The organism is Actinoplanes siamensis, assembly GCF_016862395.1.
GTDB lineage: Bacteria > Actinomycetota > Actinomycetes > Mycobacteriales > Micromonosporaceae > Actinoplanes > Actinoplanes siamensis.
Window position 1 is genome coordinate 53,413 of the sequence record NZ_BOMW01000046.1, and the last position, 25,723, is coordinate 79,135.

The 25,723-nt window shown below is 72.6% G+C and carries 24 protein-coding genes; 16 read left to right on the plus strand and 8 right to left on the minus strand.

Going from position 1 to position 25,723, the window contains the following annotated elements:
• Window positions 1-85: 85 nt before the first annotated feature.
• Both Asi03nite_RS23880 and Asi03nite_RS23885 read right to left on the minus strand, forming a co-directional pair.
• A complete protein-coding gene (locus Asi03nite_RS23880; RefSeq protein ID WP_203682675.1) occupies window positions 86-733 on the minus strand; it encodes a response regulator in 648 nt (215 codons plus the stop codon).
• Window positions 730-1,902 (minus strand): sensor histidine kinase, encoded by a 1,173-nt coding sequence (locus Asi03nite_RS23885; RefSeq protein WP_203682676.1) that lies wholly within the window; start codon window positions 1,900-1,902, stop codon window positions 730-732. Before Asi03nite_RS23885 ends, Asi03nite_RS23880 begins: the two co-directional genes overlap by 4 nt.
• A 128-nt stretch (window positions 1,903-2,030) precedes the next feature.
• On the opposite strand from Asi03nite_RS23885, the gene fabG reads away from it, so the two are divergent.
• From fabG to Asi03nite_RS23905, 4 genes are all read left to right on the plus strand, one after another.
• Entirely contained in the window at window positions 2,031-2,735 is a 705-nt protein-coding gene (gene fabG, locus Asi03nite_RS23890; protein WP_203682677.1) for a 3-oxoacyl-ACP reductase FabG, read from the plus strand.
• Between the two features lie 28 nt (window positions 2,736-2,763).
• A complete protein-coding gene (gene fabI / locus Asi03nite_RS23895; protein ID WP_203682722.1) occupies window positions 2,764-3,531 on the plus strand; it encodes an enoyl-ACP reductase FabI in 768 nt (255 codons plus the stop codon).
• A 66-nt stretch (window positions 3,532-3,597) separates the two neighbouring features.
• A complete protein-coding gene (locus Asi03nite_RS23900) occupies window positions 3,598-4,629 on the plus strand; it encodes a ferrochelatase (protein WP_203682678.1) in 1,032 nt (343 codons plus the stop codon).
• Window positions 4,569-5,405, plus strand: coding sequence for an HAD-IIA family hydrolase (locus Asi03nite_RS23905; protein ID WP_373872157.1), 837 nt, complete (start codon window positions 4,569-4,571; stop codon window positions 5,403-5,405). Before Asi03nite_RS23900 ends, Asi03nite_RS23905 begins: the two co-directional genes overlap by 61 nt.
• On the opposite strand, the gene Asi03nite_RS23910 is transcribed toward Asi03nite_RS23905, so the two are convergent.
• Window positions 5,406-6,542: a magnesium transporter MgtE N-terminal domain-containing protein gene (locus tag Asi03nite_RS23910; RefSeq protein WP_203682680.1), complete on the minus strand. Its 1,137-nt coding sequence runs from the start codon at window positions 6,540-6,542 to the stop codon at window positions 5,406-5,408. It lies immediately after the preceding gene.
• Between the two features lie 1,320 nt (window positions 6,543-7,862).
• Here Asi03nite_RS23910 and Asi03nite_RS23915 point away from each other — a divergent pair.
• Together Asi03nite_RS23915 and Asi03nite_RS23920 are read left to right on the plus strand one after the other, a co-directional pair.
• Window positions 7,863-8,351, plus strand: coding sequence for an NUDIX domain-containing protein (locus Asi03nite_RS23915; protein ID WP_203682681.1), 489 nt, complete (start codon window positions 7,863-7,865; stop codon window positions 8,349-8,351).
• Complete coding sequence (locus Asi03nite_RS23920) at window positions 8,348-8,746, plus strand: NUDIX hydrolase (protein WP_203682682.1); 399 nt, start codon at window positions 8,348-8,350, stop codon at window positions 8,744-8,746. The genes Asi03nite_RS23915 and Asi03nite_RS23920 overlap by 4 nt, the downstream gene beginning before the upstream one ends.
• On the opposite strand, the gene Asi03nite_RS23925 is transcribed toward Asi03nite_RS23920, so the two are convergent.
• Window positions 8,724-9,233 carry an NUDIX domain-containing protein gene (locus Asi03nite_RS23925; RefSeq protein ID WP_203682683.1) on the minus strand — a complete coding sequence of 170 codons (510 nt, stop codon included), beginning with the start codon at window positions 9,231-9,233 and terminating at the stop codon, window positions 8,724-8,726. The two genes, Asi03nite_RS23920 and Asi03nite_RS23925, sit on opposite strands and share 23 nt — an antisense overlap.
• A complete protein-coding gene (locus Asi03nite_RS23930; protein WP_203682684.1) occupies window positions 9,230-10,012 on the minus strand; it encodes an Rv1486c family protein in 783 nt (260 codons plus the stop codon). Before Asi03nite_RS23930 ends, Asi03nite_RS23925 begins: the two co-directional genes overlap by 4 nt.
• 89 nt (window positions 10,013-10,101) lie before the next feature.
• Between Asi03nite_RS23930 and Asi03nite_RS23935 the strand changes: the two genes are divergently transcribed.
• Window positions 10,102-10,899 carry a DUF3097 domain-containing protein gene (locus Asi03nite_RS23935; RefSeq protein WP_203682685.1) on the plus strand — a complete coding sequence of 266 codons (798 nt, stop codon included), beginning with the start codon at window positions 10,102-10,104 and terminating at the stop codon, window positions 10,897-10,899.
• A gap of 5 nt (window positions 10,900-10,904) precedes the next feature.
• Here Asi03nite_RS23935 and pdxR read toward each other — a convergent pair whose 3' ends face one another.
• Window positions 10,905-12,326: a MocR-like pyridoxine biosynthesis transcription factor PdxR gene (gene pdxR, locus Asi03nite_RS23940; RefSeq protein ID WP_203682686.1), complete on the minus strand. Its 1,422-nt coding sequence runs from the start codon at window positions 12,324-12,326 to the stop codon at window positions 10,905-10,907.
• Between the two features lie 66 nt (window positions 12,327-12,392).
• Between pdxR and Asi03nite_RS23945 the strand changes: the two genes are divergently transcribed.
• Entirely contained in the window at window positions 12,393-13,334 is a 942-nt protein-coding gene (locus Asi03nite_RS23945; RefSeq protein ID WP_203682687.1) for a DMT family transporter, read from the plus strand.
• Window positions 13,335-13,370: 36 nt separating this feature from the next.
• On the opposite strand, the gene Asi03nite_RS23950 is transcribed toward Asi03nite_RS23945, so the two are convergent.
• Window positions 13,371-14,681, minus strand: coding sequence for a serine hydrolase domain-containing protein (locus tag Asi03nite_RS23950; RefSeq protein WP_203682688.1), 1,311 nt, complete (start codon window positions 14,679-14,681; stop codon window positions 13,371-13,373).
• Between the two features lie 119 nt (window positions 14,682-14,800).
• On the opposite strand from Asi03nite_RS23950, the gene Asi03nite_RS23955 reads away from it, so the two are divergent.
• The 7 genes from Asi03nite_RS23955 (at window position 14,801) to Asi03nite_RS23985 (ending at window position 21,893) form a co-directional block, all read left to right on the plus strand.
• The gene (locus Asi03nite_RS23955; RefSeq protein WP_203682689.1) at window positions 14,801-15,250 is read left to right on the plus strand and encodes an NfeD family protein; all 450 of its coding nucleotides are present in this window, start codon (window positions 14,801-14,803) and stop codon (window positions 15,248-15,250) included.
• Window positions 15,251-15,283: 33 nt separating this feature from the next.
• Window positions 15,284-16,399, plus strand: a complete 1,116-nt coding sequence (locus Asi03nite_RS23960) for an SPFH domain-containing protein (RefSeq protein WP_203682690.1) — start codon at window positions 15,284-15,286, stop codon at window positions 16,397-16,399.
• Window positions 16,400-16,574: 175 nt separating this feature from the next.
• Window positions 16,575-17,246 (plus strand): hypothetical protein, encoded by a 672-nt coding sequence (locus Asi03nite_RS23965; RefSeq protein WP_203682691.1) that lies wholly within the window; start codon window positions 16,575-16,577, stop codon window positions 17,244-17,246.
• Window positions 17,247-17,337: 91 nt separating this feature from the next.
• Window positions 17,338-17,925, plus strand: coding sequence for a dihydrofolate reductase family protein (locus Asi03nite_RS23970; protein WP_203682692.1), 588 nt, complete (start codon window positions 17,338-17,340; stop codon window positions 17,923-17,925).
• A gap of 18 nt (window positions 17,926-17,943) precedes the next feature.
• Window positions 17,944-18,756 (plus strand): TrmH family RNA methyltransferase, encoded by an 813-nt coding sequence (locus tag Asi03nite_RS23975; RefSeq protein ID WP_203682693.1) that lies wholly within the window; start codon window positions 17,944-17,946, stop codon window positions 18,754-18,756.
• A 153-nt stretch (window positions 18,757-18,909) separates the two neighbouring features.
• Complete coding sequence (locus tag Asi03nite_RS23980; protein ID WP_203682694.1) at window positions 18,910-20,691, plus strand: flavohemoprotein; 1,782 nt, start codon at window positions 18,910-18,912, stop codon at window positions 20,689-20,691.
• Between the two features lie 386 nt (window positions 20,692-21,077).
• Window positions 21,078-21,893, plus strand: coding sequence for a YwqG family protein (locus Asi03nite_RS23985; protein WP_203682695.1), 816 nt, complete (start codon window positions 21,078-21,080; stop codon window positions 21,891-21,893).
• A gap of 322 nt (window positions 21,894-22,215) precedes the next feature.
• Here Asi03nite_RS23985 and Asi03nite_RS23990 read toward each other — a convergent pair whose 3' ends face one another.
• Window positions 22,216-23,517 carry a MurL-like N-terminal domain-containing gene (locus Asi03nite_RS23990; protein ID WP_507762560.1) on the minus strand — a complete coding sequence of 434 codons (1,302 nt, stop codon included), beginning with the start codon at window positions 23,515-23,517 and terminating at the stop codon, window positions 22,216-22,218.
• Between the two features lie 73 nt (window positions 23,518-23,590).
• On the opposite strand from Asi03nite_RS23990, the gene murD reads away from it, so the two are divergent.
• Window positions 23,591-24,931 carry a UDP-N-acetylmuramoyl-L-alanine--D-glutamate ligase gene (murD, locus tag Asi03nite_RS23995; RefSeq protein ID WP_203682696.1) on the plus strand — a complete coding sequence of 447 codons (1,341 nt, stop codon included), beginning with the start codon at window positions 23,591-23,593 and terminating at the stop codon, window positions 24,929-24,931.
• Window positions 24,932-25,723 lie beyond the last annotated feature (792 nt).

Sequence of the window (25,723 nt, forward strand, 5' to 3'; positions counted from 1 at the left end):
GGCCAGGGCCGCCGGGAACTGTACCCCTTAAAGACTACTTAAGAAACTCAGGCTCCACACAGGTGGCCCGGACCACCCGGACGGGTCACTCGCCCGCGGCCACCAGGCCGGTCTCGTAGGCGAAGACCACCGCCTGCGCCCGGTCCCGGAGCGAGAGTTTCGTCAGGATCCGCCCCACGTGCGTCTTCACCGTCTGCTCCGCGACCACCAGGTCGGCGGCGATCTCCTGGTTCGACCGGCCGCGGGCGATCAGCCGCAGAACCTCGGTCTCGCGCGGGGTGAGCGCGTTCAGCGCCACCGGCCGGGGCCGGTGCTTGCGCGGGCGGTCGGCGAACTCGGCGATCAGCCGGCGCGTCACCGAGGGCGCCAGCAGCGCCTCGCCAGCCGCCACCACCCGCACCGCGTGGACCAGGTCGGCGGCCGGGGCGTCCTTGAGCAGGAAACCACTGGCGCCGGCGCGCAGGGCCTCGTACACATAATCATCAAGGTCGAAGGTGGTCAGGATGAGAATCCGGGGGCCTCCGGCCAGGCGCCGGGTCGCCTCCAGCCCGTCCATCACCGGCATCCGCACGTCCATCAGCACGACGTCGGGGTTCAGCGTGCGGGTCGCCGTGATCGCCGCCGCGCCGTCCGCGGCGTCGCCGACCACCAGCAGGTCGGGCTGCGCGGCCAGCAGCGCGCCGAAGCCCTGCCGCACCATCGCCTGATCGTCCGCGATCAACACTCTGATCATCGCGCCTCCGGCTGCCGTGGGATGCGGGCGAGCACCTGGTAGCCGCCCTCGCCGTCCGGCCCGGCGGTCAGCTCGCCACCGAGCAGTGCCACCCTCTCACGCATCCCGGTCAATCCATGACCCGGCTTGTGCCCGGCGCCGGGCGCGGTGGTCAGCTCGTTGACGACCCGCAACTCCAGGAGATCGCCATCGGCGCGAGCGGTCAGCCGGACCGGGCCGCCGGGCGCGTGCCGGGCCGCGTTGGCCAGGGCTTCCTGCATGATCCGGTACGCCGTGAGCCCGGCCGTCCCGTCGATCCCGGCCAGGGTCGGCAGGTCGCCGGTGACCGGCAGCCCGGCCTTGCGGGCGGTGGCCACCAGCTCGGCGATCTCCGCGTACCCCGGCTGCGGCGCCCGTTCCGCCGCCTGGTCCGCCGAGCGCAGCACCCCGAGCAGCCGGCGCATGTCGGTGAGCGCCTCCCGGGCCGCTCCGGCGATCGAGGCCAGCTCGTCCTTCGCCTCGTCGGGCAACCCGGCCAAACGGTACGGCGCCGTTTCGGCCTGCACCGCGATCATCGACATGTGGTGCGCCACCACGTCGTGCATCTCCCGGGCGATCCGGGCGCGTTCCTCCAGCACCGCGCGTCTGGCCCGCTCCAGCTCGTTCAGCTCGGTCTGCTCGGCGAGCAGCTCGCGGGTGCGGCGGCGGGCGGAGGCGATGTTGCCGAGCGCCGCGACCGCCACGATCATGATGCTCGCGCCCCCGGAGTTCTTCCCGCCGAGCAGCAGGACTCCGATCACGGTGAGCGTGGTGGCCCAGAGGGTGACCAGCGAGCTGCTGACCGTGGCGAGGCGGCCGAGCACGAACAGCGTGCCGAGGATCTGCACGGTGTTCCACGGCCAGGGCTCCTCCGGCCCGGCGTCGACCACGCCCAGGAAGACCATCACGAACGTGAGCCGCCACGCGTTCACCGGCAGTCGGTAGCAGACGGCGACCGGCAGCACCGACCCGATCGCCAGGATCGCGATCAGGATCGTCGGTACGTCGCGGTGGGCGAGCAGGTACTCGTAGGCCGCCGCGCCGATTCCGACCAGCCCGACAAGGATCAACGGAAGCAGATATCGCAGCCGGCCGCGGGCGGGTGGGCGCGGCGCCTCCCGGCCGAACGTGAGCCGAACCAACGGCCCCATTACACCGTTTCGCGACCCTGGGCCAGTACTCTCCATCCCCAGCAGGGTAGGGCGCGGTGACCGTACTGTCGTCGCCCTGCGGTACCCCCTACCCGGGTATGACCCGTACCTCGTTGAAGGAGTGCGCTGTGCCTCGCACCGTGTTGGTGACCGGCGGAAACCGCGGCATCGGCCTGGCCATCGCCCGGGCGTTCGCCGACCAGGGCGACCGGGTCGTCGTCACCCACCGCGGATCGGGCGCGCCCGACGGCCTGCTCGGCGTGCAGTGCGACATCACCGACGCGGCGTCGGTCGACGCCGCGTTCAGCTTCGTGGAGTCCGAGATCGGCCCGGTCGAGGTCGTGGTCGCCAACGCCGGCATCACCGACGACACGCTGCTGCTGCGGATGTCCGAGGAGCAGTTCGAGCGGGTCCTGGACACGAACCTGACCGGCGCGTTCCGGGTCGCCAAGCGGGCCAGCGGCAAGATGTTGCGGGCCAAGTGGGGCCGGTTGATCTTCATCTCGTCGGTGATCGGCCTGTACGGCGGTCCCGGCCAGGTGAACTACGCCGCGTCGAAGGCGGGCCTGGTCGGCATGGCCCGTAGCATCACGCGGGAGTTGGGCACCCGGAACATCACGGCGAACGTGGTGGCCCCGGGGTTCATCCAGACCGAGATGACAGACGTCTTGCCGGAGTCGCGCAAGGCCGAGATCATCAAGGCCGTCCCGGCCGGTCGCCTCGCGACTGCCGACGAGGTCGCCGCGGCGGTGACCTTCCTGGCGAGCGACAGTGCGGCGTACATCTCGGGCGCCGTGCTGCCGGTCGACGGGGGACTCGGGATGGGGCACTGAAATCCGAGAACTTTTTCAGGAGAGAATGTTGTCTGGACTGCTGGCCGGCAAACGGCTGCTCGTCACCGGCGTCATCACCGACGCCTCGATCGCCTTCTCGGTGGCGAAGCTCGCGCAGGAGAACGGCGCCACCGTCGTGCTGACCGGCTTCGGCCGGCTCTCGCTGGTGGAGCGGATCGCCAAGCGGCTCCCGGAGCCGGCGCCGGTCATCGAATTGGACGTGACCAACCAGGAGCACCTGGACTCGCTGGGTTCGCGGGTCCGCGAGCACGTCGACGGGCTGGACGGCGTGGTCCACTCGATCGGCTTCGCCCCGCAGAGCGCGCTCGGCGGCACCTTCCTGGAGACGCCGTGGGAGGACGTCGCGCAGGCGCTGCACGTCTCCACGTACTCCTACAAGTCGCTGGCCACCGCGTGCCTGCCGCTGATGGACCAGGGCGGCTCGATCGTCGGCATGACCTTCGACGCGACCAAGGCGTACCCGCTCTACGACTGGATGGGCGTGGCCAAGGCCGGGCTCGAGTCGGCGTCCCGCTACCTCGCCATGTACCTGGGCAAGCACGGGATCCGCAGCAACATCGTGTCGGCCGGGCCGCTGCGCACGATGGCCGCCAAGTCGATCCCCGGTTTCAGCGACTTCGAGGACGCCTGGACCCGGCGGGCACCGCTGGGCTGGGAGCTGGAGAACCCGGAGCCGACCGCCAAGGCGGTCTGCGCCCTGCTCTCCGACTGGTTCCCGGCCACCACGGGGGAGATGGTGCACGTCGACGGGGGTTACCACGCGATCGCCGCGTGAGTGACACCGCTGACAGCCGACGGGTTGCGGCGGCGCCGCCGGCCGGCCCGGTGGCAGGATGGTCGGGTGGTTTACGACGCGTTCGTCCTGCTCTCCTTCGGTGGGCCCGAGAAACCCGATGACGTGATGCCGTTCCTGCGCAACGTGGTGCGTGGGCGCGGCGTTCCGGACGAGCGCCTCGCCGAGGTGCGTGAGCACTACATGCACTTCGGCGGGGTCTCCCCGATCAACCAGCAGTGCCGCGACCTGCTGGCCGCGGTGGACACCGAGTTCGCCGCGCACGGCATCGGCCTGCCGACGTACTGGGGCAATCGCAACTGGCACCCGATGCTCGCCGACATCGTGGCGCGGATGCGCGACGACGGGGTCGAGCACGCGCTCGGCTTCGCCACCAGCGCGTACGGCGGCTATTCCTCCTGCCGGCAGTACTGGGAGGACATCGCCGCGGCGCGCAAGCACGTCGGGCCGAAGGCGCCGGTGATCAGCAAGCTGCGGCAGTTCCACGACCACCCGGGCTTCGTCGAGCCGCACGCCGAGGCGGTCCGCGCCGCGCTGGCGACCCTCGACCCGGCCCGCCGCGGCACCACCCGGATCGTCTTCACCGCGCACTCCGTGCCGATCGGCATGGCCCGCAACGCGGGTCCCACCGGCGGGCGCTACACCGCGCAGCTGGAGGAGACCGCCCGGCTGGTGCACGAGCGGGCCGCCGGTGACCTGGGCTACGACCTGGTCTGGCAGAGCCGTTCCGGCCCGCCGCAGGTGCCCTGGCTGGAGCCGGACGTCAACGACCACCTGGCGGCGCTCGCCGAGAAGGGCATCACCGACGTGGTGGTCAGCCCGATCGGGTTCGTCTCCGACCACCTGGAGGTGATCTGGGACCTGGACAACGAGGCGAAGGACACCGCGTCCCGGCTCGGTCTCGGCTACGCCCGCGCGGCCACCCCCGGCGTCCACCCGAAGTTCGTCTCGATGGTCCGCGAGCTGGTCGAGGAACGGCTGCATGATCATCGCCACACGACACTCGGTACGCTGCCGACCTGGGACGTCTGCCCGGCGAACTGCTGCCCACCTGCGAAGCGACCTGGAGCCGTGCAATGAAGGAACGCAAAGCCATCGAGAGCTGGCTCACCGACATGGACGGGGTGCTGGTCCACGAGGGCCAGCCGGTGCCCGGCGCGCCCGAGTTCGTCAACCGGATGAAGGCGTCCGGCAAGCCGTTCCTGATCCTCACCAACAACTCCATCTACACCCCGCGTGACCTGCAGGCCCGGCTCACCCGGATGGGCTTCGACGTGGACGAGCAGTCGATCTGGACGGCCGCGCTGGCCACCGCGCAGTTCCTGGCCGACCAGCGGCCCGGCGGCACGGCGTACGTGATCGGCGAGGCCGGCCTGACCACCGCGATGCACGCCGCGGGCTACGTGCTGACCGAGTTCGACCCGGACTACGTGGTGCTCGGCGAGACCCGGACGTACAGCTTCGAGGCGATCACCAAGGCGATCCGGCTGATCAACGGCGGCGCCCGGTTCATCTGCACCAACCCGGACGCGACCGGCCCGTCCACCGAGGGCCTGCTGCCCGCGGCCGGCTCGGTCGCCGCGATGGTGTCCAAGGCGACAGGCGTGAAGCCGTACTTCGTCGGCAAGCCGAACCCGATGATGATGCGCTCGGCGCTGAACGCGATCGGCGCGCACAGCGAGACCACCGCGATGATCGGCGACCGGATGGACACCGACGTGCTCTGCGGTCTCGAGGCCGGGCTGGAGACGATCCTGGTGCTCACCGGCATCAGCAGCCGGATGGAGTCGGAGACCTACCCGTACCGCCCGTCCCGCATCGTCAACTCGGTCGCCGACCTGATCGACGAGATCTGATCAGCCGGACGGTTCCGGGAGGTGACTTCCGGGACCGTCCTCGTAGTCGTGCCGGATCCGGGCGCGCTGGGTGACCCGCACCAGGCTGGCCAGCCGGATCCGCGCGCGGTCCGGCAGCTGTTTGAGGATGAGCTGGCGGTCGTGCATCGGCACCACGGAGAGCAGCAGCGCCGCCGAGGTGACCGGCATGTCGGCGAGCGTCATGGCCATCCGGCTGGGGGACACGATCTGGGCCAGCCGGCGACGCGAGTCCGCCTCCATCTCGACCGACAGCAACTCGGTGAAGTCGGCCATAGGCATCGCGTCCAGCAGGACCCGCAAGGTCGGCGGGCGGCATTTGATCACCACGAAGGAGAGCCGGTCCGGGTTCTGCACCAGGGCCGGCATGATCTGCAGTTTCTGGCGCAGGTGCGCCCGGCTGAAGATGATCAGCAGCGACTCCGGCGGAACGTGTCTGAGCACCTCCGCCTTGGCCGCGTCGGGCCGCAGGTCGGCCAGGATCTGCGCGGCCAGCTCCGGGTCGACGGCGGCGAGCATCTGGGCCGCGTCGTGCGACGGCACCCGGGCGACCACGTCGGTGGCCAGCAGCGGGGGCAGCGAACCCAGGATGTGCGCCGACTTGCGGGTGTTGAGCGTCGAGATCAGCAGGTCGGCCAGCTCGCGGTCGCCGCTGAGCGCCAGGCGCCGGACGAGATCCGCGGGCAGCGAGTTGAGCACCAGGCCGGCCAGCGTCCCGGGCAGGGACTTGAGGATCTCCGGCACCCGGCGGGGGTGGGAGTTCAGGATGTAGCCGACGATCTCCTGCCGGCTGGCGTGCAGCGTCGTGGAGTTCATCTTCGCCGGGTCGTGCCCGGTCTCGTCGATGTATTCGGCGATCTGCGGCGGGGACCTGCGCCGCGGGGTGGCGACCAGGGGATGGGTCGGTTGGATGCTGGGCTCGGGCGCGGAGGGGGCGTCCCCGTCCTCGTGGTCGCGAGCCCGGACCCACAAGGTGCGGAACTCCTCGGCGTCCCCGCCGAGAGCCTGCACGATCGCGTGGAGAATGGGCCAGGTCGGCACGCCGCGGGTGCCGGTGAGCGCCATGTGAACGGCGGTGTGGCTGAGCGTGCGATGGGTGGAGTCGGCGATGGCGCGCATGCTGGGCTCGCCGGCATATCGGTGTAAACGGTGTAGGCGGTGGAACAGCTCCTGGACCGGTCCCGCCGGGCCGGCATAGCGCCGCAGTGGCATCGCGTGCTCTCCTCCACGCTTTCGGCCTCAGGTGGAAGCCGTACGTCAGCCTGGTGTAAACATCCGTAAGCCAGCTATGGTTGAGCCGCCGATTCGCCGCTAAATAGCAACGTCACCTGGTGGCGGCCCCCTTTCCGGGGGCGGCGGCTCGGTGCCCGAGGTGTCGCTGTCCTCGTCGCTCTGGAAGGCCCGAAGGCGCGTCACCCGACCACACGAGATGCCCTCACCTTCGTGGTGAGGGCATCTTGCGTCCGGCGGATGCCCTGGAACAGGGAAAGGGCCCGGGGCGCAAGGATCGCTTCCGCACACCGGGCCGTTCCCGAGATGCCGTGCTGCCGAAAGGGTTACCTGGAAGGCCCGAACAGCGCGTCACCCAACCACACGAGACTCCTGACACCCAGGGCCGCTTCTTGGTGGCCCCGCAGCATCAGGCAAAACTCACCTGCGTGAAGTCCTGGACGTACGAATCGCCAGGATCCGCCATGCCGCGCGCGCAGCCTGGCTCGCCCGTCGGAGAGCCGGCGGCGTAACCGCCCGGCCGCTCGTCGCACGCCAGTCCATACTCGGCGGAGTCCTCCCGGTTTATCCGGATCGGATTCCGCCGCTGGTGAACCTTCGTCCATTCCCCATCCCTCCTAGGCAGGACCGGTTCGCCCATCAGGTGCGATCGGTCTTTCGTCCGGAGGAGGTTGGTGCAATGGTGTTGGTTCGAACCCGGCCGGCCCGTTGGGTGGGGGCAGGTCGTGTGTCCAACGGTGCCGGGTTGATCCGTTGTGCGCAAGTAACGTGAACCGTGGCATCAACGTGAGAAAGACTGATCGTTCACTCATCGTGATGTCACAATTGGACATTTGCCTATAAAACGTCCCGCGTCGGCTACGAAACGGCAACATATCCATCGGCGACTCGCGGAGGATTGCCGGCTTTGCTCTTTTCGGGGATCTGGGATTATGTGATCGGAATCACAGTCAACTGACTAAGCGCAATGCGCATTGATCTCAATGTGAGTTTTGGCCGTGATTGTGGTGCGCCTTTTCCGGTAAGGAGGTTCACGAATGGGTGAGAATGGCAGCACTCAGTGAGTTTGATTGGCTACTGTCCGGAGTGTTAGCGTTCTACATTGTGCCAACGGTGATCCGCCCAATTGTCACGGGCCTCGAATGGTGATAAAGAGCCCTGAGGAATCCACTCGGAGCCACGTCCGCCGGATCGGGTAGCTTCTCTGTCGTGCCAGCATGGGAAACGTCGTACTTGGGGCAGCTGCGGGAGTCGGTCGGACCCGGCCGGGTGCTGATGACCATCGGGGCGCGGGCGGTGTTGCGCGACCCGGACGGCCGCGTGCTGCTGATCCGGCGCAGCGACAACGGCCGGTGGGCGCTGCCCGCCGGCACCATGGAGCTGCGGCAGACGCTGCGCGAGTGCGCTGTCCGCGAGGTGTTCGAGGAGACCGGGCTGACCGTGCACGAGGTCACCCCGTTCGCGATCTACTCCGGTGAGCGGCTGACCACCAGCGCGTACGGTCAGCCGTACCAGCACGTCACGCTCGCCTGCCGGGCCGACTCCTGGTCCGGCGAGCTGCTGCGGGAGACCGACGAGACGATCGACGCGGCGTTCCACCCGGTGGACGGCCTGCCCGAGTCGACCGGCCCGAACACCCGGCAGACCCTGGACGACCTGGCGCGCTTCGAGAGCGGCGCCTCGTTCGTGCTCGCATGACCGAGGTCGTCGCCGCCGCCTGGGTGTGCGTCCGGGACCGGCGCGTGCTGGTGGTCCGCGCGCACCGTTCGGACGCCTTCTACCTCCCCGGCGGTAAGCCGGAGGCCGGGGAGACCCACGCCGAGGCCGCCGCGCGGGAGGCCGAAGAAGAGGTGGGCATCGCGCTGCACGCTTCTGACCTGCGATTATTCCGTACGATTGAGGCGCCGGCACACAATCGCCCACCCGGCACACGGGTCCGCCTGGTCTGCTTCACCGGGAAGTCGGACGCCACCCCGGCCCCGGCCAACGAGATCGCCGAGCTGGCCTGGTTCACCTCGCCGGACGCCCCGCGCTGCGCCCCGGCGATCCGCCTGCTCCTGGACGAGCTGGTCAGCGCCGATCTGATCGATTGAGCTGGAACCAGCGGTTCACCACCTGGGTGTGCAGGCCGAACCCGAGCTCGGCCGGCCGCTGCAGGACCTCCAGCCCGAGCGACTCCACAGTGGGCGGCGCCCCGGGCAGTTCGCCGGGCCCGGCCAGGTGAGGCAGCAGTCCGAAGACCAGCAGCGTGCCGTCCGGGGCGCTGAGCGTGTCGAAGAGCGTCACGTCCGCCGGGTCGCCCTCGATCCCGGTCTCCTCGTCCAACTCGCGCACCGCTGCGGCCTGCCAGGTCTCGCCGGACTCGATGAAGCCGCCGGGCAGCGCGAGCCGGCCGAGCGCCGGCGCGATGCCGCGGCGTACCACCAGCAGACCGGAACCGATCGGCTGCAGCGCGACCGCGACAGGGGTCGGATTGCGGTACGTCGTCTCGCCGCACGCCGCGCACCGCCGCGGCCACGGCTGGTCCGGGACGAACCGGGCCCCGCAGAACGTGCAGTGCGCGTGCCGGTCCGGCGTCATGCGTGCAGCGGGGAGTTGCAGGCGGCGACCAGCGCCTGCCGGCACGCCGCGGTGAGCGGGCGCAACGCCTCGTCGCGCTGCTGCGCCTCGTAACCGTTCACCGCGCCGCCCGGAGCGTTCGTCTCGGCCAGCGCGAGGACCTGGTCCAGCACGCCGGCCCGGGCGAACAGCCGCCGCGATCGCGGGTCGAAGCCGGGTGGCAGGGTGGCCGTGCTCTCCGGCCGGCGCAGCGCCTGCAGCGCGCCCGCCAGCTCCGGCTTCCACTGCGCGACGTCCAGTTTGGTGAGCCGGGTGGTGGCCTCGGCGAGCGCCGCGGTCAGCTGCGCCTCGGCCTCGGCCGCGCCCATCTGGAACACCGGCCGGTGCTCCGGCGCCGGCAGGATCCGCCAGACGACCGTCTCGAACTCCACACCGGAGCCGGACGTGTGCCGGCGCACCTCGGGCACCACCCCGAACTCCGGCGTGATCACCGCCTCACCGGCGAGCAGCGCCGCGCCGGTCAGCGGGCCGGGGCCGGGCAGGCCGCGTGGGTCGCCGGGGACCGGGAGCACCAGGCGGATGTCGTCCGGGTGCAGTTTCGCGAAGGCCGGCAGGCCCTGGCCGAGCGGCACGTCGGTCCAGGTGCCGGGGGCGTCCGCGACGAGGTGCTCCTCGTCCGCGGTGATCTCCTCGGCCACGTCGTCGAGCGGGACGAGCCCGGCGCGCCAGGCCCGCACCCAGGCCACGAATCGGGTGGACCGGCGGGCCGTGCGGGTGGCCGCATCTGCTGCGGGTGACATGCGAGCAAGGGTACGTGCCATCGCGGAACCTTGTCTCGACTCGGAGCGTCACCCCGGTGTGTCCGGAAGCACGCGTTACCGTGCGGATCATGTGTGGGGAGGACGTGCTGTCCGGCAACTGGCGCCGGCGAAAAGTGATCCCGGAGGTGGACGCCGAGCCGGACCTGGTCGTCGAGGATGCGGACTCCGGGTTCTGCGGCGCGGTGGTCGGCTTCGAGCTGGGCGCCGTGGTGCTGGAGGACCGGTTCGGCAAGCGGCGCAACTTCCCGCTCGCGCCGGCCGCGTTCCTGCTCGACGGGCAGCCGGTCACGCTGCGGAAACCCGTGCCCACGGCGGTGCCCGAGCGGCGCAGGACCACCGCTTCCGGGTCGATCGCGGTGGCCGGCGTCACCGCACAGGTGGCCAAGGCCAGCCGGATCTGGGTGGAGGGCCTCCACGACGCCGCCCTGGTCGAGCGGATCTGGGGCGACGACCTGCGGATCGAGGGCGTGGTGGTGGAGCCGCTGGACGGCATCGACGACCTGGCCGCTGCCGTCGCCGAGTTCCGCCCGGGACCCCGCCGCCGCCTCGGCGTGCTCGTCGACCACCTGGTGCCGGGCTCCAAGGAGAGCCGGATCGTGGCCTCCGTCACACATCCGGACGTGCTGATCACCGGCCATCCCTACGTCGACGTCTGGCAGGCGGTCAAGCCCGAACGGGTGGGGCTGCGCGAGTGGCCGGTCATCCCGCCCGGCCGCCCGTGGAAGGAGGGCGTCTGCGCCGCCGTCGGCGTCCGTGAGCCCGCCGACATGTGGCGCCGCATCCTCGCCTCGGTGCGCAGCTACAAGGACGTCGAGACGCCATTGATCAACTCCATGGAGCGCCTGATCGACCACGTGACCGGGTGAGCTGCTCACCTCCGGCTCAGGGCGTGGCCGATCCGGGCCGCCGCTTCGCTGAGGCGGTCCGGCGGGTGCGCGGCGTAACCGAGGACCAGACCGGGAGGTCCCGGCAGGCGGCGGTGCCAGCTCAGCGGATGCACCAGCACGCCCGCGGCCCGCACCCGCTCCGCGAGCTCCACGTCGTCGCCGCCCGGTAGCTCGATGAGCAGGTGCAGGCCGGCCGCCACGCCGCGGACCCGGGCCCGGGGCAGGTGCGTGCGCAGCCCGGCGATCAGCGCGTCCCGGCGGGCCCGCTGCCGGACCCGGACCGACCGCAGGTGCCGCTCGTAGTCGCCGGTCGCCAGTAGCTCGGCGAGCACCAGCTGGGGGAGCGCGGAACTGCCCAGGTCGCTGGCGTGCTTGGCGGCCAGCAGGTCGGCCTGCAGCCCGCGCGGCGCGATCAGCCAGCCCAGCCGCATCCCGGGCGCCAGCGACTTGGAGACGCTGCCCAGGTGGGCGACCCGTTCGGGCGCGGAACCCTGCAACGCGGCGACGGGCGCCCGGTCGTACCGGTGCTCGGCGTCGTAATCGTCCTCGACGATCAGCCGGGGACCCTCGTTCACCCAGCTCAGCAGCTCACGGCGGCGCTCCGGGGCGAGCACGGCGCCGGTCGGGAACTGGTGGGCCGGGGTGAGCAGCACGGTGTCCAGCCCGGTCGCCCGCAGCGGCCCGACGAGCAGGCCGTCGTCGTCGACCGGGACCGGCTCCGTCCGTACCCCCCAATGTTCGATCTGATCGCGGGCCCCGCGCGAACCCGGATCCTCGACCGCCACCGCGGCTTCGCCGCGGGCCCGCAGAACCTGCGCGAGCAGGGCCTGGCCTTGCGCGACGCCGCCGCACACCAGGATGTCGTCCGCCTCGGCCGAGATCGCGCGGGTACGGCGGAGCCAGCCCACCAGCTCGACTCGCAGCCGCGGAGCGCCACCCGGGTCGCCGTACCCGAGGTCGGCCGAGCTCACCCGGCTCAGCACCGCGCGTTCCGCCCGGAGCCAGGCGGCCCGCGGGAACGCGGCGAGATCCGGCACGCCGGGGGCGAGGTTGAGGTCGACGCCGTCCGGGGTGGAGAGCGGCAGCCGCAGCTCGCGCAGCGTCCGGCGCCGGTCGGCGGCGGGTCTCGGGACCGCCGCGGCGTGCCGCTCGATCACCGTGCCGGAGCCGGTCCGGGCGTCGGCCAGACCCTCGTCGACCAGGCGCTGATAGGCCTGGACCACGACGCCCCGGGAGACGCCGAGCTCCGTGGCGAGCAGCCGGGTGGCCGGCAGCCGGGTGCCGGGCGCCAGCCGTCCCGCCGCGATCGCGGTCCGCAGCCCCTCGGTGAGCCAGCCGGTCAGGCCCTTGGCCGGCGCGTCCCCCGGGCGCAGCTGGAGGAAGTCGCTTCCGCGGTCGTTCACCATTGGTCCACTTCATCACGCCGGAATTGGTCCTCGAACCGGACCATACCCGTCGCCAGGATGAGACGCATGAAGGCGTCACCCATCCTCGCTGGCGCGGCCGGCATGGTCTTCGTGGGCGGCAGCGTCGCGGTCTCCGGCCACCTCGCGGACGCGCCGAACCTCACCGTCCAGGCCCTCCGGTACGCCGTGGCCTGCCTGCTCCTGCTCGCCTGGGCGGCCCGGACCGGCGTCCGGCCGCACCTGCCCCGCGGCACGGAGTGGCTCTGGCTGCTCGGCGTGACCGTCGCCGGCCTGCTGGTCTTCAACATCGCGCTGGTGCACGGCGCCGCGCACGCCGAGCCGGCGGTCCTCGGCGTGGCCGTGGCCTGCGTCCCGATGCTGCTGGCGGCCGGCGGCCCGGTGCTGGACGGCCACCCGCCGGCGGCCCGGGTGCTGCTGGCCGCCGCCGTGGTCACGCTCGGCGCGATCCTGGTCGAGGGACTGGGGCGGGCGGACCGCGCCGGGCTGCTGTGGGCGGTGGTGACGTTCCTCTGCGAGGCGCTGTTCACCCTGCTCGCGGTGCCGGTGCTGGGCCGACACGGGCCGCTCGGGGTGTCCGTGCACGCGACCTGGCTGGCGGCCCTGCTGTTCGGCGTGCTCGGGGTGTTCGCCGAGGGCCCGTCGGCGGTCTCCCGGCTGCGCCTCGACGACGTGCTGGCCGGGGTCTACCTGGCGGTGGCGGTCACGGCTGTGGCGTTCCTGCTCTGGTACACCTGCGTGGCCCGGCTCGGCCCGGGGCGGGCCGGCCTGCTCACCGGGGTGGCGCCGGTCTCGGCGGCGGTGACCGGGGTGCTGCTCGGCGGTCCTGTGCCGAGCCCGCTGGTCTGGCTGGGCGTCGGCACTGTCGCCGCAGGCCTCGCCCTCGGCCTGGTCCCCCGCCCGCCCGCTGCCCCACCCCCATGGCGGGACACCCCTGGCCGCCAGCCGCAAGCGCCCAGCCGGCGGCCAGGGGCGCGCCCGGCCGCCTGAGCGACCTCTGACGGGCCGACACCACCAGCCTCACAGTCAGGCCAGGTGGTGGGGGTTCCGGCTGTGGACGAACGTGGCGATGTCGATGTTGTCCACCCGGCCGTCGGCGGTGCGCAGGACGGCCAGGATCTCGCCCTCGTTGTTGCCGTCGACGCCGCGCCAGCGGCCCGGTCCCTCGCGGCGGAAGACCGTGCGATGACCCGGCCCGGTCATCACCAGGTCCGCGCCGTCCGGGGCGATGTCGTATTCCCGGCCCATCCACCACCAGCGGCCGCAGATCTCCGCGGCCTCGCCGGTCGGCGGCGCGGGTGGCCGCCAGGCCGGCGCCGCGGCGGGCGGCTCGCTGTCCAGGACCGTCGTGAGCGTGCGCAGGCTGAGGTCCTTGATGCCCTCGGCGCCGCTCAGGCCGTACGCGTTGGCGAAGACGACCACGCCGGTCCGGGAGCGGCGGTGCACCGCGAGGTGGGCGACGTAGCCGGGCATCGAGCCGCCGTGGCCGACGTAGACGCGCTCGCCGACCCGGAACAACTGCGGGCCCAGGCCGTGACCGGAGGTCCAGGACTCCAGGTCGGCGATGGCGACCGGGGCGCACATCTCGTCGACCGTCTCGCGGGCCAGCACCGCCGGCGCCGGGTCGGCCAGGAAACCGGCCCACGTGGCCATGTCGGTCGCCGTGGACCAGAGCTGGCCGGCCGGGGCCATCGCGCCGGAGTCCGGGCGCGGCTCCTCGTGCAGCGTCCCGCCGAGCGGGTGCACGACGTAGCCGCGGGCGTACGGCTCGGCCGGCAGGTAGCTGGTGCGCGTCATGCCGAGCGGGCCGAGCACCCGCCGGGTGACCAGTTCCGCCCAGCTCCGGCCGGTGATCCGGGCCAGCACGGCGCCGAGCAGGCCGTAACCCAGGTTGGAGTAGCGGTAGCGGCGGAACGGGGGGCCGGCGAGCTTCTCGCCGGTCAGGCCGGCCAGCAGTTGCCCGACGTCGCCGCCGGGGTTGCGCTCCCACCACGGGCCGTCCGGCTCGCGCTGCAGGCCGGAGACGTGGCCGAGCAGCTGGCGCAGCGTCACCCCGCCGGCCGGGGTGCCCGGCAGGTGCCGGTCGAGGCGGTCGTCGAGGGCGAGGAGGCCCTCGTCGCGCAGTTGCAGGACCAGCGTCGCGGTGATCGTCTTGGTGATCGAGCCGAGCCGGTACTGCGTCTCCGGGTCCGGCCGGGGGCTGTCGCCGGCCCCGGCGAAGTGCAGCACCGCCCGGTCGCGGAGCACGGCCAGGGCGAGCGACGGCACCCGGCCGCGGGCCTGTGCCCGCGCGGCGATCTCGTCGACCCGCCGGGTGGTCTCCGGAAGCAGCGTCACGATGGGGTGTCCTCCTGTGGTGCGAGCGAGCGACTGACGGGTACAACTGTCCGGGCGGCGGGCGGGTACGCGACGTGTGGGCATCGCCGGAGATGCGCGGACGTGACACGATCGTTGATGTGGAAGCCGTTCTCTGGATCGTCCTCGCCATCGCACTGGCGATCGGTGAGGCCTTCACCGCGACCATTCTGATCATCTTCTTCGCGGCCGGCGCCGCCGCGGCCGCGCTGGCGGCCGCCCTGGGCGCCCCGCTGCTTCTTCAAGTCATCGTGTTCGCACTGGTCTCGGGGCTGTCGGTGGCGGCGATCCGGCCGGTGATCATGCGGCACGCGCGGTCCGCGCTGGAGAGCGGGGACACCCCGTTCGGCATCGAGGCCATGGAGGGCCATCACGGCACGGTGCTGGAGGACGTGGACGCCGACCACGGCCAGATCCGGATCGAGGGGGAGATCTGGCAGGCCCGCTCCTTCGACGGCCGGGAGACCTTCGCCGCGGGGCTTCGGGTCCGGGTGGTCAAGGTCCGCGGGACCACCGTCCTGGTCTGGCACGACGATCTGCCCGACATCTGAGAACACCCACCACATAGGTATTAGAGAGGCGCCATGGATGCCGTCATCGTCCTGGTCTTGGCCATCGCACTTCTGGCGATCATCACGATTGTCCGGTCCATCCGGATCATCCCGCAGCAGCGGATGGACGTGGTGGAGCGGCTCGGCAGGTACAAGCGGACCCTCAGCCCGGGTCTGAACCTGCTGGTCCCGTTCGTCGACGCGGTCCGCAGCAAGGTGGACATGCGGGAGCAGGTGGTCTCCTTCCCGCCGCAGCCGGTCATCACTTCGGACAACCTGGTCGTGTCGATCGACACGGTGCTCTACTTCAAGGTGGTCGACCCGGTGCGGGCCACCTACGAGATCGCCAACTTCCTGCAGGCGATCGAGCAGCTGACCGTCACCACGCTGCGCAACGTGATCGGCTCGCTGGACCTGGAGCGGGCGCTGACCAGCCGTGAGGAGATCAACCGGCACCTCTCGACGGTGCTCGACGAGACCACCGGCCGGTGGGGCATCAAGGTCACCCGGGTGGAGATCAAGGCGATCGAGCCGCCGCCGAGCATCCGCGACTCGATGGAGAAGCAGATGCGCGCCGAGCGGGAGCGCCGCGCCACCATCCTGAACGCCGAGGGGCACAAGCAGGCGCAGATCCTCACCGCCGAGGGTGAGAAGCAGGCCGCGGTGCTGCGTGCCGACGGTGACCGGCAGTCCCGGATCCTGCAGGCCGAGGGCCAGGCCAAAGCCATCCGTACGGTGTTCGACGCGATCCACACGGCGAACCCCTCCCAGAAGGTGCTGGCCTACCAGTACCTGCAGGCCCTGCCGCAGATCGCGAACGGCTCGGCGAACAAGGTGTGGATCGTGCCGACCGAGCTGACCAAGGCGCTGGAGGGCCTGGGCGGCGCGCTCGGCGGTCTGGCGAACATGGCCGGCGACGTCCCGACCGATCGGGTCGACGCGAACGCGGTGGAGCGCGAGGCGGTGGAGGCGGCGGAGGCCGCGGCCGCCGAGGCGCAGCGGGTCAACGCGGAGGTGCGCGCCGCCGAGGCGCAGGTCTCCGGTGACACGCAGGAGACCGCGGCGCTGCCGGCGAGCCCGCCGGTGCCGCCGTCGTCGGCGATCGGCGGGGCCGACTACGACGGCGAGCGGCAGCCCGACCGCGCCTGACCCGGGCTGCCCGGACACCGGGTGGTCTGCCCGATTATGGGCGGACCACCCGGCTTTTCTAGAATTTCGTGAGATACGGCTCACAGTCTGCCGCGAATTTGGCATGCTTCGACTCGGATTTCCGACCGGTGCCCCCGGCCGCTCGGCGTGTTGCCCCTGCGAGCGAGGCGGAGCCATGAGCGTCACCCATCGTCAAACCGCGAGCGGCCGACCCCTGCGGGTGGCCCCGGCCTGGGTCGGCGCCGCGCCGGCCGGGTCCGCCGCGGACCACTACCGCCTACCGGTGCGTGACGCCGTCTGGATCTGGTCGGTACGCAGGTTCGCCCGGCTGGCCCTGTGGGCGCTGCCGGCCGCCGCGGTGCTCTACGGCTGGTTCACCCTGGGCGTGCACGTCCCGCCCGGGCCGCTCCCGGTCGGCCTGCTCGCCGGCTGGCTGGCCATCATCGCGCTGATCGCGCTGGCCGGCCTGCTCGCCGGGTCGCGCACCCGGCGGATCGCGCTGACCGGCCTGCTCGTCGCGCTGGCCGGCGCGACCCTGCTGCTGCCGCTGGCCGCGCTGCCCGAGGAGTTCGCCGCGGACGCGGTCGCCCTGCCCCCGGGACAGGTGCACCTGCTGGTCGAGGCGGCCTGGGCGCTCTCCGGATCCGGGGTGCTGCTGCTCGGCTGGGCGGTGTTCCGCTCCAGGCTGGTCAACCCGGCCGACGGGGTGCTGCTGATGCTGGCCGCGGTGGTGCTGGGCGCCGGATCCTACGCGGTGAAGCCGGTCCCGACCGTCGGGGCGCTGCTGCTGCTCGCCGCCGGGATGGGCCTGGCCTGGACCGGCGGGCGGCTGGTACCGCGCGGTTGAGACCGCCCCGGACGGGTGACCGGTCGCGCCGGGCGGCCGGGACCGGCCGGGACGGGTGGCCGGCCGGTGCGGCGTGGCCGAGACTGACCGCATGGCACGTGTGATCGCGGACATCTCGATGTCGCTGGACGGCTTCGTCACCGGCCCCGGCCCGGGCCCGGAGAACGGCCTGGGTGACGGCGGCGAGGCACTGCACACCTGGGCGCTGCGCCCCGACCCGGTCGACTCCGACGTGCTCGACGAGACGGTCGCCGCCACCGGCGCGGTGATCATGGGCCGGCGGCTGTTCGACATCGTCGACGGCCCGCACGGATGGAACGACGAGATGGGGTACGGGGCGGGCCGCGCCGCCGAGCCGCCGGTGCTCGTGGTGACCCGCACCCCGCCCGGTCACGTCCGCCTCGCCGGCCGGATGACGTTCGTGATCGACGGCCTGGCCAGCGCGATCGCCAAGGGCGCCGCGATCGCCGGCGACCGGGATGTGGTGATCATGGGTGGGGCCCAGGTGATCCGGGGCGCGCTGGACGCCCGCCTGGTCCACGAGCTGCGGCTGCACCTGGCGCCGGTGCTGCTCGGCGCGGGCACCCCGCTGTTCACCGCGGCACACTCCCGGCGGCTGCGCCAGGTGCACGTGCGCGCGTCCGGTCAGGCCACCCACCTGACATACCTCGTGGGCTGATCTGGTCGACTTGGGCGCGTGCCCGACGTTCACCTGATCACCGACCCGGACGACGAGCGGCTCGGCGACTACCGCGCGCTGACCGACCTCGAGCTGCGTACCAAGTGGGAACCACCGAACGGCCTGTTCATCGCGGAGGGGGAGCTGGTGCTGCGGCGGGCGCTGCGGGCCGGCTACCGCCCCCGGTCGTACCTGATCGACGCGAAACGCGTCGCCCAGCTCGACGACCTGGGCGACGACGCGCCGGTCTACGCGGCCACACCCGAGGTGCTGGAGCGGGCCACCGGCTTCCACGTGCACCGCGGGGTGCTGGCCTCGTTCCACCGGACGCCGCTGCGCGACGCGGCCGAGGTGATCGCCGGAGCGCGCCGGGTGGCGATCCTGGAGGACGTCAACAACCACACCAACATCGGCGCGGTGTTCCGCGGCGCGGCGGCGCTCGGCATCGACGCGGTGCTGCTGTCGCCCACCTGTGCCGACCCGCTCTACCGGCGGGCGGTGCGGGTCAGCATGGGCGAGGTCTTCGCGGTGCCGTACGCGCGGCTGGAGCCGTGGCCGGACGGGCTGACACGGGTCCGGGAGGCGGGGTTCACCGTGCTGGCGCTGACCCCGGCGCCGGAGGCGGTGCCGTTGCAGCGGCTCACGCCGGGGCAGCGGGCTCGCACGGCGCTGCTGCTCGGGGCGGAGGGGCCGGGACTCTCCCGGCACGCGCTGGCGGCCAGCGACGTGCCGGTGAAGATCCCGATGCGGCGCGACGTGGACTCGCTCAACGTCGCCGCGGCGGCCGCCGTCGCGTTCTGGGAGCTCGGCCGCGACGACGGGAGCGACTGAGCCGTACGGCCGGAAAGGTCCGCGGGCCGTGCCGATGGTCGCCGACCGGGTGTCGACGGGCGGCCGGTGCGGGAGGATTGGCGTGACGGCCGCGGGCGCCGGCGGCAGTACGGTTGTACGGTTGGCTCGTTCCGCTACTGGAGGGGGTGTCGGATGTCGTCTGGTCCGGGAGCGGATCCGCATCTGCTCGGCCTGCTGCGAGCGATCCGGCTCCGGCAGAGCGCGCCCGACGCGGCGACCGCCGGCGCCGCGGACACGGCCGCCGCCCTCTCCGAGATGGCCGCCGCGGAGAAAGCCGAGCAGGACGAGGACGAGGCGACGGCGGAGTCGCGGGCCACGCCGGGCCACTCCGCGGGCGTCGGCTTCCCGGCCGGGAGCCCACCGGCCGAGCCGACCGGCCAGGGGCGCGTGGGCGGGGTCGGCGCGTCCGGCCGGAGCAGCCGCGGCGCGGAGACTCCGCCCGGCCCGCCCCGGGAGGCGCCGCCGCACCGGGGCGCCGGCTCCGAGCTGCTGTGGCGCGGTGGCCAGGGCGCCGTGCTGGGCCGCTCCGGCTTGGGCGGACGCGGGCCCGGCACCCCGGACCGGGCCGGGGCGAGCGCCGCTTACGGCGTACCCCTCAACCGGGTCGATCCCATCACCGGGATCAACCCGGCCGGTCCGACGACGCCGGTGCCCAGCGTCCCCGGCGTGCCGAAGGCACGCCCGATCGGGCCCACCGGGACCGAGTTCCCCTCGGTCACCCCCGCGGAGTACGCCGCGTACGTCGCCCGCACCACGACGCGGCGCAACCTGCCGGCCGACGGCATGGACCCGGCCGACACCATGGCGCTGCGCGACACGCAACGCCTGCTCAGCACCAGTCTGACCTTCGCCGGCGGCACCGAGGAGGTGGCCGGCCGGCTGTGGCACGCGCTGCTGCAGGCCCAGCCCGACCTGCTGACGCTGCTGCCCGGCTCCGCGGAGACCCAGCGCGACCAGCTGGCCCGCGCGCTCGCCTGGCTGGTGCACCGGCTCGACGACCCGCCGGGCGTGGTGGCCGGTTGCGCGCAGCTCGGCGCGGTGCTGGCCGAGTGCGGCGTGCAGTGGAACCAGCTGCAGCTGGTCGGCGCGGCGCTGGCCGAGGCGATGCGCGCCGGGATGGCGCCGGGCGTCTGGCGGCAGGACTTCGACCAGGCGTGGCGCTGGACGTGGCAGCACGTCCACGAGTGGCTGGTGCACGGCGGCACGCTGGTCGCCTACCAGCCGACGATCTGGGACACCGAGGTGATCGGTCACGAGCTGCGCCGTCCCGACCTGGCGGTGGTGCGCCTGCGGCCGTTCCTGCCGATGCCGTACCGGCCCGGTCAGTACGCCCGGGTCGAGGTGAGCGCCGTGCCCGGCATCTGGCGGCCGTATTCGCTGGCCGGTGCCCCGCACGTGGACGACGTGATCGAGCTGCACGTGCGCGCCAAGACGGAGACCGGGGTCAGTGGGACGCTGGTGCACGACACCCGGGTGGGCGACCGCGTCCGGGTCACCCGCGCCGAGGGCGAGATGAGGCTGCCGGCCGAGCCGGGCCGCGGAGTCCTGATGATCGCCGGGGACACCGGGGTGGCGCCGATGAAGGCCATGCTGTCGCATCTGGCCGCGGCACAGGATCCGCGTCCGGCGGTGCTGTTCTGGGGCGTGCGGACCCTGGACGAGCTCTACGACGTGGACGAGCTGACGGCGATCGCCCGGCAGGCGCCGCGGGCGACGGTGGTGCCGGTGGTGTCCGAGGGCGATCCCGGGCCGTATCCGTGCGGTCTGGTCACCGACGCGGTGGCGGCGTACGGGGAGTGGTCCTCGCACGAGATCTACCTGGCCGGGCCGCCGTTGATGCTGGCGGCTACCAGCGTCGCGTTGCGCGAGCTCGGGGTGTCGCCCGAGCGTATCCACCACGACGCGCCCGAGTAACTCTCCGCCCGCCCCCGAGGGAGTCGCCCGCCCCCGACCAACTCCGTCCGGTCGCGCCGGCGGACCCACCAGGGCCGCGTCGGATCCACCCGTTCGCGCCGGCATCGTCCGGTTGCGCTGACTTCGCCCGCCTTTCCCCGGTGACTTCCGCGCGCCTTCGTCCGGCCCCCGCTCTCCGTGGTCGTTCCTCTCGCCGAGGGACCCACGCCGAGGCAGACTCGGGATGGCCCCCACCCGCGGGTAGCGCCGCCCGGCTGGTCCGGAAAAGGAGTGTGCCGGGCGCCCGGAGAGACCCTGGGCGCCGGCCCGGCCAGCCGGCGGCGCGGAGGCTTGGTGGTACGGGGGTCGGTCGCGGGTCGCGCTGATCGGCGGGGTGGGGGACTCGGGTGGAGATCGACGAGCACCTTCTCGGGGTGGCCGCTCCGGCCCTGCGGTCGGCCGCGCTGCCCGCGCTGCGGCTGAACGCCGGCGCCCGGTGCGCGCCGGATGCCCCGGGCACGCGCCTCGGCGGCGTACCCCTGCTGGCCCCGGGAACCGCCTGGCCGCGGTCGCCCTCCGGCAACGCGCAGTCCTTCCTCGGCCAGCTCGACGCCGACGACGTGAACGCCCGGCTCGGCGCGACGATCCTGCCGGCCGGGACCGTGCTCGGGTTCTTCTACGACTGGGAGGAGCAGCGCTGGGGCTTCGACCCCGCCGACGCCGGCCACTGGCGGGTGGTGACGGCCCCGCTGGACGAGGCCGTTCCCACCGGCGGGGAGTCGTTCACCGCGCACACCGTGGCCAGCGTGGCGGTGTGCACGATCCCGGCGATCGACGAGCCGGCGGCCGGCGTCGCCCGGGCGGACCGGCGCTGGCGGCGGCGGGATGCGCTCGAGGACTTCTACGCGGCGCTGGAGAACGACGAGCGGGTGCCGCTGCACCGGGTCCTCGGCTGGCCCGATCTGCTGCAGGGCCCGATGCAGCTGCAGTGCCAGCTGGCCGCGAACGGCGTGCGCCACGGCAACCCGGCAGGCGTCGAGGGCGCGCGGGTCGCCGAGCTCGGTCCGGGAGCGGCGGACTGGCTGCTGCTGTGGCAGATCGACACGGACGACACGATGGACTGGGTGTGGGGTGACTCCGGCCGTCTCTACTACTGGATCCGCCGTCAGGATCTGGCCGCCGGGGATTTCGGGCGGGTCTGGCTGGTGCTCCAGTGCGCCTGACCCGCGGGGCCGCCCGGTTGAGCCTCAACGGGTCCGACCGGCGCCGGGCACGCCTGGGCGGCGCCTCGCGGCGCCCGGCTCTGCCGGCACGCCTGGACGACGCCTTTCAGCGCCTGGACGACGCCTTTCAGCGCCTGGACGACGCCTTTCAGCGCCTGGACGACGCCTTTCAGCGCCCGACCGCGCCGGCCGCGCCCGGGTGGCGCCCCGAAGGCCCGACTCGTGCCGGGCGCGCGCCCCCGGCCGTGCCCCGGCGCGCTTTCGCCGGCGCGGGGGCGCGCCTTCGTCCGTACCACCGAGTCGCGGCCGCTGCGGGCGCCGGTCAGAGGGCGTCGTCCAGCAGCTTGAGGTAGGCCGGCGGGATGTGGTGCTCACCGCCCGGCGTGAACACGTTGCTGTGCGACGCGTCGTCCCACGCCGAGGCCGGCACGGCCGCCCGCAGGGCCACCAGCACCGGCGCGCCGTCGGTCAGCATGGAGAGCGCCACCAGGCACTCCTCGGCCTCGCCGACGCACTCGAACGGCTTGTGCGCGTCGACCCCGAGCAGCTCCAGGAAGCCCGGCACCTGAGCCTCGTCGGCGAACAGGTCGTGCCCGAAGATGTGTGCGAGCCGCTCCCGCGGCATGTGCGGCGCCATCGCCAGGAACACGAACCGGCACTTCGGACAGTCACCGCACCAGCGCGCCGTCGGGTCGTGCAACTTGAACGCCTTGTTACAGCTTGTAACAACATCGTCGTACGCTGTGTGGCCGGCGAACAGCTGGGCGATGTGCAGCTCGGAGAGCGTGCGCAGCAGTGAGAAGTACGGGTCGACGAGCCCGGTGTGCGCCGTCACCGCGTCCCGCAGCAGCCCCTCGGCGAGCACCCCCTTGGACCACTGGTGGTTCACCTCGCGACCGTTCCAGATCAGGTTGGGGTCGGAGGCGGAGCGCTCGTTCGACATCACCACCGGGCCGAGCCCGTGCCAGACCGCGGTGGCGATCGCGATCAGCGAGTTGATCGCGGTGACCGGGATGTGCCCGTTCAGCGCGCCGGCCTTGTTCAGCTCGAACAGGCGCGGGTCCAGCTTGCGGCGGGCGGCCAGCGCGGACAGGCCGGAGGCGGCGTTCACGTTCTCGATCACCGGGTTCGGGTTCACCGAGAACGGCACCGGGTCGAGCCCGGCCGCGCGCAGGATCTCCAGCGTGACGATCGAGTCCTTGCCGCCGCCGACCGCGGACAGCGGCCGCCCGGTGACCTCGACCGGGGCCGCGGCGGGCAGCGTGCCCGGCGTCTCGACGGTCAGCTCCAGGACGTGCGGGAGCTGGTTGCGGTACGCGTACTCGGCGAGGCCGTCGGTGTAGATCCGGGTGAACCAGGTGGCCACCTCGGGCGCGACCGGCCGCGGCGCGAGCACCCGGGCCGGGGCGCCCACCTTGTAGTAGCTCACCCCGGCGACCACGTGCAGCAGCTCGAGCACCCGGTGCAGGGTCTCCGGGACGTCCGTGGGACCCGCCGGCGCCGGCAGCGTGATCGTCTCGGTGAAGCGCAGGGGCTCCGGGCCGTCGAGCACGTAGTCGAACGTGGCGACCCCGGTCACCGGGTCGAACGCGTACGAGGGGAAGCGCATGACGTCGAACTGCACCCGAGAACTCCTGTCTGACGGCCGACGGGCAATATTAGTGCGGTCCCGCGAAAAACCGACTGGGGGAGACGACGTGCGCCTGGCAGATCTGCGTGGCCGATCGGTGGCGGTCTGGGGGACCGGCCGGGAGGGGCGTGCCGCGGTCGACGCGATCGCCCGGCACGAGCCGGCCCGGCTCATCGCGGTCAACGACGGCGCCGGGTACCTCGACGACCCCTGGGACGACCCGCGCGCCCCGCTCGCCGGCGGGGAGCACGCCTTCGCGGCCCTGGCCAGCGCGGACGTCATCGTCCGCTCGCCCGGCGTGTTCTCCACCCACCCGTTCCTGGCCGACCTGCGCGCCCGCGGCATCACGATCACCGGCGGCAGCGCGCTGTGGATGGCCGAGCACGCCGCCCGGACCGTCGGCGTCACCGGCAGCAAGGGCAAGAGCACCACCTCCAGCCTGATCAGCCATCTGCTCGCGGCGGCCGGCCGGCCGAACGCCTACGGCGGGAACATCGGCGTCCCGCTGCTCGATCTCCCGCCGGCGCAGCTGTACGTGCTCGAGCTCTCCAGCTACCAGTGCGCCGACCTGACCGACTCGCCCCGGGTGGCGGTGGTCACCTCGCTCTTCCCGGAGCACCTGGACGCCCACGGCGGCGAGCGGGAGTACTACCGGGACAAGCTGAACCTGCTGCGCCACGGACCGGATCTGATCGTGGTCAACGGCGCCGACGAGCGCCTGCGCGACGAGATCCGCGGCGTCACCGACCGGAACGGCTTCCCGCCCGTGCCGGCCGGGGCCGGCGACTCCCGGTTCCGGGTCGAGGACGGCACCGTCTTCTGCAGCGACGATCCGCTCTTCGCCCGGGAGGCGCTGCCGCTCAAGGGCCGGCACAACGAGCGCAACCTGTGCGTGGCCCTGGCCGTGCTGGACGGCATGGGCGTCGACGTGCTCGGTGAGCGGGCCACGCTGGAGGCCGCGGTCCGGTCGTTCCCGGGGCTGCCGCACCGCCTGACCGAGATCCCCGACGCGTCCGGCGTGACGTTCGTCGACGACACCCTCTCGACGTCGCCCTATGCCACGATGCACGCCGTGGAGGCGTACGAGGGGCGGCCACTCACCGTGCTGGTCGGCGGCACCGATCGAGGGCTGGACTACGGTCCGTTGCGGGACTTTCTGGCCTCCCGGGAACTCACCGTGATCGGGCTGCCGGACAGCGGCGCGCGCATTCTGTCCGAGTTGTCCGCTCTGCCGAAGATCACCACGCACCTCTCCGAGGATCTCGCCGACGCCGTCCGCATCGCTCGTGAGGTCACTCCGGCCGGCGGCGTGGTCTTGTTGTCGCCTGCCGCGCCGAGCTACGGCCGCTTCCGCAACTTCGAGCACCGTTCGGAGGCCTTCGCCGAGGCCATCAGGGCCACCGCATAACTCTCCACATCACTTCATGCCCCGGTACGCCCGGAGCACCGTCCCGCGCGGCCCCCTTCCATCGCCTGTCCGGCCGCCGCCTCCCGCACGCCCGAGGCGCCCGCAGGCGCCAGCCGCCCGGTCCCGGCCGGCCATGAGGGGCGCCTCGGGCGTGCGGAGCCACCTCTGGGCGCCAGCCGCTCGGCCCCGGCTGGCGGTCAGGGGTGTCTCAGGCTGTCGAGGGCTTCTGGGTGCCGGGGTTGACCGGGGTGAAGGGCCGGGGCCGAGGGCTCGGGCGTACCGGAAATAATTTTGATCTTGTTTCGGGAGTAACGGCTGTGTTTCGGGGAGTGACCGGGAAGCGCCGTTCGGCTGATCGGCCGGTGGCCGATCGGGGAGCCCGGCAGCGCCGATCGGGGGACGGCAAAACGGGCGCAAGTCGGACATGTGATGGCGGTCACGCCGTATGGGTCATTTCCGGATCGATGGCCGTCATCCCACCTCGCCGAAACACGCGTTCATCACCCCAGCTCAGGTAACGGTTTGAAAACTTCACCCACAGTCTTGACACAGGGGGGCGGTTAGTAAGAACTTTTACCGCGACAGTAAACAGTCCTTCCTGAAAGGGTGACCGATGGCTGAGCCGGAGATGGACGGCACCGCGTCGACCGCGGTCGCCGACTCGCCGGCCCGCGACCAGGCTGCCCCGCACGGGAGCGACCAGACGATGCGGGACCGGCTTGAGCAGGGCCTCTGGGGCCGGAGTGAGTCCCGCGCCCGGACCGACGGCGGCAAGGGCGAGTCCCGCGCCCG

Excerpts from the sequence above, each read along its gene's own strand:
- Asi03nite_RS23880 (WP_203682675.1), bottom strand. The coding sequence starts at position 733 with ATGATCAGAGTGTTGATCGCGGACGATCAGGCGATGGTGCGGCAGGGC.
- Asi03nite_RS23885 (WP_203682676.1), bottom strand. The coding sequence starts at position 1,902 with ATGGGGCCGTTGGTTCGGCTCACGTTCGGCCGGGAGGCGCCGCGCCCA.
- Asi03nite_RS23910 (WP_203682680.1), bottom strand. The coding sequence starts at position 6,542 with ATGCGCGCCATCGCCGACTCCACCCATCGCACGCTCAGCCACACCGCC.
- Asi03nite_RS23920 (WP_203682682.1), top strand. The coding sequence starts at position 8,348 with ATGACCGAGGTCGTCGCCGCCGCCTGGGTGTGCGTCCGGGACCGGCGC.
- Asi03nite_RS23925 (WP_203682683.1), bottom strand. The coding sequence starts at position 9,233 with ATGACGCCGGACCGGCACGCGCACTGCACGTTCTGCGGGGCCCGGTTC.
- Asi03nite_RS23930 (WP_203682684.1), bottom strand. The coding sequence starts at position 10,012 with ATGTCACCCGCAGCAGATGCGGCCACCCGCACGGCCCGCCGGTCCACC.
- Asi03nite_RS23935 (WP_203682685.1), top strand. The coding sequence starts at position 10,102 with ATGTGTGGGGAGGACGTGCTGTCCGGCAACTGGCGCCGGCGAAAAGTG.
- pdxR (WP_203682686.1), bottom strand. The coding sequence starts at position 12,326 with ATGGTGAACGACCGCGGAAGCGACTTCCTCCAGCTGCGCCCGGGGGAC.
- Asi03nite_RS23945 (WP_203682687.1), top strand. The coding sequence starts at position 12,393 with ATGAAGGCGTCACCCATCCTCGCTGGCGCGGCCGGCATGGTCTTCGTG.
- Asi03nite_RS23960 (WP_203682690.1), top strand. The coding sequence starts at position 15,284 with ATGGATGCCGTCATCGTCCTGGTCTTGGCCATCGCACTTCTGGCGATC.
- Asi03nite_RS23965 (WP_203682691.1), top strand. The coding sequence starts at position 16,575 with ATGAGCGTCACCCATCGTCAAACCGCGAGCGGCCGACCCCTGCGGGTG.
- Asi03nite_RS23970 (WP_203682692.1), top strand. The coding sequence starts at position 17,338 with ATGGCACGTGTGATCGCGGACATCTCGATGTCGCTGGACGGCTTCGTC.
- Asi03nite_RS23980 (WP_203682694.1), top strand. The coding sequence starts at position 18,910 with ATGTCGTCTGGTCCGGGAGCGGATCCGCATCTGCTCGGCCTGCTGCGA.